The sequence below is a fragment of the Blastomonas sp. genome, assembly GCF_030373265.1.
GTDB lineage: Bacteria > Pseudomonadota > Alphaproteobacteria > Sphingomonadales > Sphingomonadaceae > Blastomonas.
Genome location: NZ_JAUCZC010000026.1, coordinates 42697 through 53358, shown reverse-complemented (window position 1 = coordinate 53358; position 10662 = coordinate 42697). Strand labels below are relative to the sequence as shown.

Here is a 10662-nt window from a genome sequence, read left to right as displayed (position 1 = left end):
TCGGCGCAGAGCGACAGCCTACCTCTGACTGCCGCCAATCTTTGCAACAGAGCCAGCCGGTCTTCCGGGAGAGGCCTGGGGTCTGCTTCGTCCGAGAACGGCCGGTACCCGAATAGGGCGATTTCGTCGAGAAGATGGGCGGTGGGAGAGGCTTCGTGATCGGGTTCGCAGGGATAGGGGCTATGCATTGTGACGGTCCTTGTGGATGTGCGCCGGGCACCGTGCCCGGCCTTCCGCGATCCCTCTGACCGGCAGGGCGGCGGGCGCATCTGCAGATGGTGAGGTTGTCCTTGTCGGACCAACCGGCTCTGCATGGACCGGAGCGAAGCGGAGAATGGCGAAGCGGCGGCTATTTTGCTTCGCGATGGAAAGGCGCAAGGCGCCACCTGGCCACAGGTGCGACAATCCTTGCGCCGCCGGAAAATAGCCGCCGCGCAGCCATTGCGCCTCGAGCCGCCTTGGCGGTCACTCGGATCGCACCCAAGAAGGCCGGGTGGTCCTGGCTTCCGTTCCAGCGGCCGGGCAGACAATTGCGTCCACCCAGCTGACCTGAACGCTCTTGCTATTCGCCCCGTTCGAAACGCAGCCGGTCATCAGGGTGGGTCTGGGCGAGCAGCTGCCGTGCCAGGTGCACCCTGCCAGCGTCGAGAAGGTCATCATTGAAGTCTCCGAGCCTTGGCGTGAGCCCAATCAGTTCGATTGCGGCCGCCTGTGCCCGCAAGGTCAGCCTCTCAAAGGCTGCATCGCCCGCGGCGTCCGCATCGCGTGCGACATAAAGGCGGACCAGGCCTGGCGGAAAGGCGATGGCGGCAAGGTGCGAGGACGACGTGGCGGCAGCTACGGGCATTCCGGGGAGTGCCTCGCGCAACGAAAGCATGGTCTCGAGCCCTTCGCCTGCCACCAGCACTCCATCAGAATCGCCAAAGCGGATGGCATGTCCCAGAATGTTGCCAAGGGCGCGGCGGGGCGATGTGACCTGCGCCTTGCACCTGCCCCCCGGATCGAGCCAGGTGCGGTGGATCCCGGTCTGAAGGCCGTCCAGGTCGGTCACCGATGCAATCAGCGCGGGAAAGGTCCGAGCGGTATCTGGCGCATCATCGTCAGACAGGCGGTAGTGGCAGCGCGGATGAAAGCGCAGAGCAGAAAGGCCGTGCAGCCGGGTGATGCCGCGCAGCGCAAGATAGCGTGTGCCAAGAGATCCAGGGACAGGCCGCGCGGCTTCGAACATTCGCCGTGCGGCAACCGACAAGCCAGTCGATGGCTTGTGGCTAGATACCCTGCTCCACTGCGGCAGCGGGTTTGATGGCGGCAGCAGCAGGAACCGGCGGGCTTCTTCGATGGCCTCACCCAGTCCGGCACACCGCTGGTTCAGCCGGATCAGATCAAGCAGGTCGCCATGTTCGCCGGTGGCAGCATCCACCCAGTTGCCAATGCTTCCGCTATCGGTCTGGTACAGGCGGACATACAGGCTGCGTCCGGGTTCGCCTGCGACATTCCCCACGATCCAGTAACGCCCCTCGCGTCTGCCGGCAGGCAGATAATGCCGGCACACTGCCAGTGCGCTGCCGGCAAGCTTCTGGGATATCTCAGCAGCCATGCTGTAATTGCGGGACATGTCGAAATTCCTTTCATTTCGTTGGATATGATCCTGCTCAAGGCACGGCCCTGGACGAAACCGGCATGCATTCGCCTCGGGCGAGCAGCTGCTGCGTTCGATAAAAGCCAGGGCAGGCGCCACAGAGCGGTCAGTTCGATCGGGCAGGGCAAGGTCGTTCTCCTCGACCCTCGTCCGTCCCCAGGCACTTGCGCTGCCCCTTCCGACGGGAAAGGGCAGCGCCATGCCGGTTTCACGCGATGCGGCTCAGGGTCAATGCACCCTGTCGAACAGCCGCTTGGCCCGGGTTTCCAGGTCGAGCCTCGCGTCCTGGTGCGGCTTGCTGCGCGCGAGCGCGGTTATGCCCTGCACGAAGTCGAAAACCGATTCCGGAGGCCGGCCTTCCTCGCAGAGAACCGTCTCGATGATCTTGCCGGTCTCGGACCTGGAAAAGCCGCGGGTCCGCAGGAACTGGCTGCGATCCTCATCGGTGCGCGCAACAATGCGCTCGCGCGCCGCTCGGATCCCGTTGATGAAGGGCTGAGGCGAGGAATTTGCGAAATTGAGCAGCGCCGGTGTTGCCTCATGCGCGAAGCGGTTCGCGGCATACTTGCTGTGGCGGATACTGATCTCCTGGAAGTCCTCGACACCCCACAGGTTCCGGTTCTGGCAGACTGCGCGCAGGTAGAAGCTGGCAATGCCGAGCGTTCGCGCACCCACTTCCGAGTTCCAGCAGTAAAAGCCGCGGAAGAACAGGTCGGGGGAGCCATCGGGCAGGCGTCCTGCTTCGATCGGGTTGAGGTCATCGACCAGAAACATGAAAACGTCGCGATCGGAGGCGTACAGGGTGGTGGTGTCGCGGCGGATGTCGACATGAGGGTTGTACATGCCGGTGGACCAGTCGAGTACGCCCGGTACCTTCCATCGCGTATCGCCGGTGCCATTGCCTGCGATGCGTTGCACCGCCTCGACCAGCTCGTGGTCGAATATGCGGCCATAGTCGGGCCCTGTGACGGCGCGAAGATCGATGCGGCTGCCAGAGACGCCATCGTCGGTCTCCAGTGTCTTGATCTGCTCGGTCCGGTTCGAGCTCAGGCCGTATTGCAGGTTGATCGCGGCAAGCGGGGCGGGAAGCTGGCGCAGATATGTGGCAGGGGCGCCCACCTGGGCTGCCAGCTGGCCAAAGCTCCAGTGGGTTGGCGTCACCGGGGCATCGGCACCTGGAAGCATGAGGACAAGGCGCTCGGGATCATCCCGGTTTGCCTCGACACGGATCGCGGCGGTCTCGACGACGCGGGTGCGACTGCGGTCCGTGCGGCGCCGCACGCTGGCGGCCAGGTCGTCGAGCGACAGAAACCTTTGGTCATCGGGCCTGGAAAACCATTCCGATGACACCCGGCCAACCCGCTCACCGCGCGACACATCGACTTTGTACCCAGCGCCTGGACGGGACTGCGAAGCTGTAAGATCTAAGTTCATGGCGATAACCTCCATGACGGGCAACCGAGAGCCTCTCTCTCGATCCTCAACCCGTCACGGCGAAGCCCCCACCTCTCACTCTATCTGAGCGATAGGCATGTCCCGCGCGACCAGCGCGGCAGGCTAAAAACAAAAGACCGCACCCTGAACATCAGGCGGCAATGCAAAAACCTGACCCGAGCAGGCGTAAAAGCCGGGGCCTGTCGGCTTTCAACGCCTGCGCTCGAAGCAGTGGCCACCGGTTCAGTGTGCAGGCGGGGCCCTTTGCATCACAAGGCCGCGCCCTCAGGAGCAGGCTGGTCAGCCTGCGGGAAAGAGCGCGCCCTCAGCCCCGCTCATCCGCAACCCCCTACCTCTTGTGACCCGACCGGATACGGACCAGTTCATCCCACTGGCCCGGTGCAGCTTGTGCCAAGCAGACGAGGCAGCGTGCTGCAGCCGGATCAGACCGCAGCGATCTGCTCGCGCAGGGCGTCGACCCAGTCGCTCACCGCCCTGAATGCCTGGTCGGTGATGCGAAGGTTGATCTTGCGATTATCGATTGGGTCCCGCTCGCGCTGCAACAGGCCCTCCTGGAGCATGCGGTCGATATAGCGCAGCGAAGTTGTAGAAGGGCGCCGTGCGGCGAGGCATGCACTGGTAACAGTGATGTTTTTCCCCTTCACATGTCCGACAAACAGCTCGAGCAGGATATCCCAGGCCGGATCCGACCATAGATGCGCCTCGGCAATCGCAGACCGCTTTGCCCGGAGCTTGAGATACCGGCTGGCGACCTCTGCGCGTTCCTGCCAGTCGCCGCTGGCCTGGGGATCGCTCTGGCCGGGTTGCGCCTCGCTCTCAGGCAGGAGGATCATGCAATAGAACTGGGTCATTGTTTTTTACCAAGCGTGTAAGGGCCCGATGATCGAGATAGACACCCGACACCATGCTGAGCAGCAGTGGCACGACCCAGAATGTCGCGATCGCTGAATACATCGTCGGGACAAAGTCGGGTGCGACCATGGTTGCCAGATGAGAAGTAACAGTCAGGAGCTGGAAAGCTGCGATCCACAAGGGCCAGAACCGGTCGCTGCGAAGCGCAAAAGCGTAGGCAGCGATCAGATACCCGGTATCGACTGTTAGCAGCGGCCAGTGTGTCTGGCGCCATTGGGTGTCGAAGCTCTGTGCAATCCAGGTAAAGAGCACCGCGACCACGAAAAGTCCCGCAGCCTTTTTGCCCTCAGCATCGCCGTACAGCCAGACGAAGCCGCAGCTCGATGATGCGAGCAGCCAGAAGATCATGGATATCATGGTCGCTGATCATCGCATCGACTGCGGCGAGGTCAATCTCGCACCGCCAGCTCTTGCGGCACCGCTGGCACCAGAGATCCGGCAAGCGGGGTTTCACCGGGGCAGCCGACATTCATCGGCGCCTGGTCACTGCGCAGCTTGATCGCGTTAAGGTGACCGACAAGCCTGACCATGCTGGCACGCGCCGAAATCAGGTGGCCGGTGCTTTCGTGAATGGCACGAAGCGCGATCTGAGAATCCCTGGCGGGTACCTCTGACAGCGCGTTGGCCTCAAGCATTGTCACCGAAAGCTTTGCCGCATCCAGGATGGCTAGGTCATAGCTAGCGAAAGACGAACGGGTATCCTCCGCGACGACGCGGACGGCATTGGCATCGATATGCATGATGTGTCTCCTGAAGGCACCCGAAAGGCGCCATGCGTGCGATCAGGGCATCAGGTCAGCTGAACACCTTGAGCGACCCACCCAGCACCAGCACGAATGCCAGGATATAGATCAGGGACAGCCCTGCGATACGCAGGATGACCATGGTCTTCTGGGGAGCATCCAGGTCTGACCTGATGCCGCCAAGCGGAGGGTAACCCAGTCTGGCCTGCCACTGACTGGCAGCGGCGGTGTCCTGAGGTCCTTCACTCGGCGCTCCAGGAAGTGACATGACTTTGGACTGCTCGGCAACGGCTGGCGTTTTGAGTTCAAACGGTTTGAATGCCCGTCCGGATTGTGGATCGAACACCCGTCGGGCAGCGGCCCTTCGATCCGGCGCCCCTACGATCGTCTTGGCACGGTGCAGATACTGATCGACAGTCATTGGCGTAAGCCCAAGCCGCTTGGCAATCTCCTTTGAGGTGTAGCCTTCGGCCACCAGGCGCAGGCAGTTGACCTGAGCTTCGGTCAGCTGTGCGCGCCAGTCTTCCAAGAAAATCCCCCGAACGCTGCCAAACCATCCGGTTTGGGAATCATTAACCTTCAATTCGGACATATCCGATTTGCGCTGCGTTGGGAATCGGCACGTGTTGGGCAGGATATACAGCTGCCGGATCAAGCCGGGCAGTCCAACTCGTTCCCACGGCACATGGGCACTCCAACAAAGATGAAAAAAGGTGCGAACCCCGAATCTCTCATATGCAATGGCACAGATCAGGCAGTGCAGGGCAAGTTGCCGCCAGATCAGTCGGCCCCAAGCCTGCGTTCGCAGACAGTGCGAACCAGCTGCTGAAGCAATGCGACGCGCTCGCTCAGCCAGTGCAATTCCTCGTCACTGATCTTGTAGTGCGGCGAGTAGCGTGCGTTGACATATGCCTGCCGGAGCAACTCGAAGCAGCGGCGACTGAAGCGATCATCGCGAGGCCAAGCTTCGATAAGCTCCGGCGCGATCTCCTCGGCATGGCCGCGCAGAAAACCGAGCTTGTGAGACTTCGGGCTGTAGAGAGTAAAAACGAGCATTACGCAGTGATACAGGCGCTCCGTGGCCTGATGCATTAAGAACGCGGTGTCCCGGGATTTGCCCTCTTGGACGAAAAACATAGCTCCTGATTTGGCGCTGTCTGCTTGCTCAAACCAGAAGTCAAAATGCTTCTCCGCCTCAGCACGCGCCGCGGCGGGCGCGAGTTTCGTCGGCCTTGCGAACGGAAAGCCCTCAGCCTCGTAAAGCGCGATGCCCTGCAAGGCGATGTCGGTGAAAAACGGCCGCCCCTGCTCGAGCTGTTTGTTCACATCCTTGAGGCTGTGGACGATGAAGCTGACCGGCGCGCTCAATGTGTGCGTGATCGACATCTCGCGCATCAGCCGGTCATCGGCAGTGGCCCAGTAGTCAACGACATCGGTCAGGCGCTCGTCGTTGACGACGACCAGCAGATCGTAATCGGACTTGTAGCCGCCGACCGGATCGTCGACCCAGTCGCCGCGGGCATAGCTGCCGTAGAGGATGACCTTGAGGATCCGGCCCTGCTTCTTCCACGGCGCAGTCGTGTTGCCGATTGCGGCGGCAAACTCCTCGAACAGGATGCGCACGGCGTCCTGCAGCTCCTGCTGCTTCTGACCGGGCAAATGATCGATATCGGTGCGCATAACTTCACCCTGTAGTCGATAGGCTGCGAACGCAAGGGGAGCGGCCGCCAAAGCCGGCAACTTCATCCAACTTGGATCAGTCTCGCACTGTGCCTTCTCACCATCTCCAGACAATTTTCTGAGGTACGAAGGTTTGCAGCTGCATGAAAAGTAGTGCCTTTTTCCCGTGGTGATTACCCGGTGATTGTCTACACCTAACAAGATGATCTCTAGGCTACGAAAGTCTTTCTAAATCAACCGTCTGCTTGCAAACATAGAAAAATGTGGTACTTTAGGTACTGCTTCGCTAGCTGAATTTTCGAGTATTTTTTGGCTAGCCGTTTTTGGCCTTCGATTGCCTTGGCTGGCCAAACAGGTTTGGCGTGAAAGCACTAAAGTTCACGGACGCGCAGAAGGCGTTCGTTATCACGCAGGAATAGAACTGAGGGCCGATTGCGGAAATCTGCCGCAAGGCAGGGATTAGCCAAGCTAACTTCTGCAATCGGAACAGGAAGAAGGTAAGCCTGCGGTGAGTACCGCGGCTCAGGCAGCTTGGCGCTGAACTTGGTGAGAGCGCCAGTTCCAAGGGAGCAGATGGCGAGTTGGCGCTGCGGGATATCGGCGATGCGGCCGAGCACATCGGTAAGCCAGGCCTGGGGATCAATATCGTTGAGCTTTGCGGTGGCGATCAGGCTGAGCATAAAGGCGGTGCGCTGGCCGCCGCGATCTGAGCCGGCAAACAGCCATGACTTTCTACCTTGGGCGATCCCTCTGGGTGCCCGTTCTGCTGAATTGTTCGAAAAGCATATACGGCCATCAACGAGAAAGGCGGTGAAGGCAGGCCATGCCTTGAGGATGTAGACGATGGGCTCGGCGACGGGTCTACTCTTGGAGAGCTTCGACCGGTTGTCGCGGAGCCATGCTTCGAGCCCGGCGAGGGTGCGCTGTGTTCCTGCCGGGCGGCGAGCCGCTCGGCCATTGATCGCGCGCTCGATATCAAGGATCGCATCGATCCTGCGGACTGCCTCGACGGCGATCGGCGAGATGACAGGTGCCTTCTTGCGGCGCTTTTTGAGCTGCGTGTCGAGATACACGAGCTCGAAGAAATAGCGGCGCGGATGGCTCCAACACATCGCAAGGAAACCGGGACCGAACAGTCCGCGCGGCGTGACATGGAACGGTGCTGGTGGTTGAGTGATCTTCTCGCAATCTCGGCACGAGAACTTCTCTCTGATGGTCTGAACCACCTTCCACTGGCGGGGGATGACTTCGAGCGTCTCGGTTACATCCTCATCCAGCTTGCTCAAGCGATCGGAACCACTGAATAGCCCCTAGATTTCTAGACGCCTTCTATCCTAATTTTGAGGACAGGAGGCAAAAATGGAGAAGCCCAATTTCAGTGATGAGTTCAAGCGTGATGCGGTAGCCCAAATAACCGAGCTTGGTTATCTGGCGGTGGAGGTTTCGCAGCGTCTCGGCGTCAGCCCGCATTCGCTGTATACTTGGAAGAAGCGGTTCGCCCGGCCAGCGTCTGGCGATACCAGCAAGGATGCCGAGATCCGGCAGTTGAAGCGCGAGTTGGCCAGGGTGACTGAGGAGCGCAACATCCGAAAAAAGACACCGCGTATTTCGTCAGGGATGCCAAGTGAGATACGCGTTTGTTGCAGAGCAACGTGACCAGTTCCCGGTTCGGTCGATGTGTTGTTGTCTGCGCATCCAGCCCAGTGGCTTTTATGCCTGGCAAAAGAGCCCGCTGAGCCAGCGGGCTCGAGACGGTGCCCGGCAAACGGAGATGATCCGTCACGCCTGGAACGACAGCGGCAAGGTTTATGGCTATCGCAAGCTGCATGATGACCTGCTGGATCAGGGCGAGAGGTGCTGCCCGAACCGCGTTGCTCGGTTGACAAGGCTTGCGGGCATCAAGGCGCAAATCGGCTACAAGCGCAGGCCTGGCACGCATGGAGGAAGACCGTCCTTGGCGGTCGACAATACTCTGGATCGTCAGTTCAACGTGGCGAAGCCCAACCGGGCATGGGTGACAGATATCACGTACATTCGCACCCTGGAGGGTTTTGCCTATCTGGCCGTCGTGATCGATCTTTATTCCCGCCGTGTGGTGGGTTGGTCGATGCAGAGCCGACAGACCACCGATGGGGTGCTGCAGGCACTGCACATGGCAGCAGGGCGGCGCAAACCCACGCATCGGGTGCTGATTCACTCGGATCAAGGCTCGCAGTTCATCAGCATGGACTGAGCTGCCTTCGTCCGCGCCCACAATCTTGAACACTCGATGAGCCCACGCGGCAACTGCCACGACAATGCCGTTGCCGAGAGCTTCTGGGGCAGGTGTGCATTCTCAACGTAGCATCGCACAGCAAATGTCAGGAGATGCGCGCAATAAGCTCCGCCCAAGCTTGCATCACCCGGGCCTTGCTAGCGTTGGCATCGATCTCCTTCCTTGCGTTGGTGCCAAGTCGGCCGAGCCGGGCTGGATCATCTGCAAGTTGGAGGACCGCATCGGCAAAGCCCTGCCCATCGCCCGGGGTAACCTGCAGTCCTGTCTGGGCCCGGTCGATGATCTGCGCCATTTCTCCTGTCGGCGCACACACCGCGATCATCGGGCGGCCAGCCGCCATGATCCCGTAGATCTTGCTCGGCACGATCAGGCCTTCCATCTCGGGGAGCAGCGATACCCAGTGGACGTCAGGCAGCGCCAGTGACAGGTTGAGCTGTTCGCGCGGCTGATAACTTTCAAACCGCACATTCGTGACGCTGGCCTCCGCAAGCCTCGCGCGCAGCATGTCGACGAAATGCCCCCCGCCAATAAACAGGAAGACGATGTCCTCCCGATCACGCAGCAGGATCGCCATCTCGATAAACGTCTCGATGTCATGCGCGCGGCCAAGATTTCCCGAATAGCCTATGACGAACTTGCCCTGCAGCCCCCACTGCTCGCGCAATGGATTGATGCCCTCAAGCGGTATGATGTGGCTGTCGTCGACAAAGTTGGTGAGGATCGCGATCTTGTTATCGGCGACGCCCTGGTCGCGCAGCAATTGCGCCATGCACTCGCCAATAGCGATATTGAAGACCGCCACCTTGAGGGACCAGTTGCGCAAACGCGTCAACAGCCAGCCGACCGTGCCGGGAAGGCCGACGCCGAGCGAGTTTGCCACCTCTGGATACAAATCTTGAAGCCAGTTGACGAGCTTGGCACCCCGGATCCTGGCGACCACCGCCAGCGGAATCGACAAGAGCGGAGGATCGGTCTTGCAGACGACGACATCGCCGCGCCGCATACGGATCAGCAGGAGCCAGGCTGCGCCGAGGTACATTCCCAGATACCGCCCCAACCGGGCCAGCATGCCCCGGCCCGATGGACCCAGGCTGGGCAGGCGGGTAACATGGATGCCGTCGATAACTTCCGAAGCAGGATATTGCGAACCACCGTCATAGCTGCGCTGGCCGGTGATGATCCGCACCGTGTGGCCCGAAGCCGACAGCTCGAATGCGACGTCGCTCAGAATCTGGCTGGTGGCGGAATGATCGGGATGGAAGTAGCTGTTGACGAACCAGATCGTCGGCTGGTCGCTGGTGCTGCGCATAGTGGATCAGACCGGCTTTCTGGCGACCATCACCATGCTCTTCCACAGATAGGGCATGCGGCCCACCCCGGAAAAACCTTCGATCAGGAAGCCACCCTGCTCCAGCAGTGTGCCGAGCGTCTTGCGGCTCCAGAACTTGATGTGCCCGCCATGCCACAACGGCGTATGGTGCGCGTCCCAGTGATCGGTCACAGAAAGCGCAAGGTTCTTGAGATATCCGTGATAGGGCGTCGTGACCACAAACCGCCCGCCTGGGCGCAGCGCATCCATGGCAAAGCGCACCAGATCTTGCGGTGTGTAAAGGTGTTCGACCACCTCGGTGCTGATCACCATGTCGAACAGACCGTCTGGCGCATCGGATGTCACAGGCGCCAGCGCGAAGTCCGCGGTCGCAAACCGAACTGCAGGGAAGTTCTTGCTCGCCAGCTTGATGCCCTCTTCATCGCCGTCCACGCCGACGATTGAGAAGCCGTGTCGTGCAATGTATTCCGTGACACTGCCATTCCCGCAGCCGGCATCCAGAATTTGTCCGGGTTTATGGGCGCGCACGATGTCGAGCACCGCGGGGCCTAGATACCCCGTGGAGTTGGGAACATCCTCGGTCCAGCCATAATCTTCGGTCTTTGCCATGGTTTCCCCAGTCTTCGCT

General features: G+C 60.6%; 9 protein-coding genes and 4 pseudogenes. 2 read left to right on the top strand and 11 right to left on the bottom strand.

The features are described from left to right. The 8 genes and pseudogenes from QUV11_RS14180 to QUV11_RS14145 form a co-directional block, all read right to left on the bottom strand. Positions 1-188: pseudogene (locus tag QUV11_RS14180) on the bottom strand (hypothetical protein); the annotation flags it as partial. A gap of 374 nt (positions 189-562) precedes the next feature. Then, on the bottom strand, positions 563-1615 hold the full coding sequence (locus QUV11_RS14175; protein WP_300883543.1) for a toprim domain-containing protein: 1053 nt from the start codon (positions 1613-1615) through the stop codon (positions 563-565). Between the two features lie 252 nt (positions 1616-1867). Beyond that, on the bottom strand, positions 1868-3073 hold the full coding sequence (locus tag QUV11_RS14170; RefSeq protein WP_300883542.1) for a DUF932 domain-containing protein: 1206 nt from the start codon (positions 3071-3073) through the stop codon (positions 1868-1870). A 443-nt stretch (positions 3074-3516) separates the two neighbouring features. Continuing rightward, positions 3517-3945: a MarR family winged helix-turn-helix transcriptional regulator gene (locus QUV11_RS14165; protein WP_300883541.1), complete on the bottom strand. Its 429-nt coding sequence runs from the start codon at positions 3943-3945 to the stop codon at positions 3517-3519. After that, positions 3911-4363: a hypothetical protein gene (locus QUV11_RS14160; RefSeq protein WP_300883540.1), complete on the bottom strand. Its 453-nt coding sequence runs from the start codon at positions 4361-4363 to the stop codon at positions 3911-3913. Before QUV11_RS14160 ends, QUV11_RS14165 begins: the two co-directional genes overlap by 35 nt. A 32-nt stretch (positions 4364-4395) precedes the next feature. Then, a complete protein-coding gene (locus QUV11_RS14155) occupies positions 4396-4746 on the bottom strand; it encodes a hypothetical protein (RefSeq protein WP_300883539.1) in 351 nt (116 codons plus the stop codon). A gap of 55 nt (positions 4747-4801) precedes the next feature. Next, positions 4802-5404, bottom strand: a complete 603-nt coding sequence (locus QUV11_RS14150) for a helix-turn-helix transcriptional regulator (RefSeq protein ID WP_300883538.1) — start codon at positions 5402-5404, stop codon at positions 4802-4804. Between the two features lie 125 nt (positions 5405-5529). Then, positions 5530-6429, bottom strand: coding sequence for a HEPN domain-containing protein (locus tag QUV11_RS14145; RefSeq protein WP_300883537.1), 900 nt, complete (start codon positions 6427-6429; stop codon positions 5530-5532). Positions 6430-6791: 362 nt separating this feature from the next. On the opposite strand from QUV11_RS14145, the pseudogene QUV11_RS14140 reads away from it, so the two are divergent. Further along, positions 6792-6923 (top strand): annotated as a pseudogene (locus tag QUV11_RS14140) (IS3 family transposase); the annotation flags it as partial. 28 nt (positions 6924-6951) lie between these two features. On the opposite strand, the pseudogene QUV11_RS14135 reads toward QUV11_RS14140, so the two are convergent. Then, positions 6952-7727, bottom strand: a pseudogene (locus QUV11_RS14135) (transposase); the annotation flags it as partial. A gap of 61 nt (positions 7728-7788) precedes the next feature. On the opposite strand from QUV11_RS14135, the pseudogene QUV11_RS14130 reads away from it, so the two are divergent. Then, positions 7789-8749, top strand: a pseudogene (locus QUV11_RS14130) (IS3 family transposase); the annotation flags it as partial. Between the two features lie 40 nt (positions 8750-8789). Here QUV11_RS14130 and QUV11_RS14125 read toward each other — a convergent pair. Further along, positions 8790-10013 carry a glycosyltransferase family 4 protein gene (locus tag QUV11_RS14125; protein WP_300883536.1) on the bottom strand — a complete coding sequence of 408 codons (1224 nt, stop codon included), beginning with the start codon at positions 10011-10013 and terminating at the stop codon, positions 8790-8792. Between the two features lie 6 nt (positions 10014-10019). After that, on the bottom strand, positions 10020-10643 hold the full coding sequence (locus QUV11_RS14120) for a methyltransferase domain-containing protein (RefSeq protein ID WP_300883535.1): 624 nt from the start codon (positions 10641-10643) through the stop codon (positions 10020-10022). Between the last annotated feature and the right edge of the window lie 19 nt (positions 10644-10662).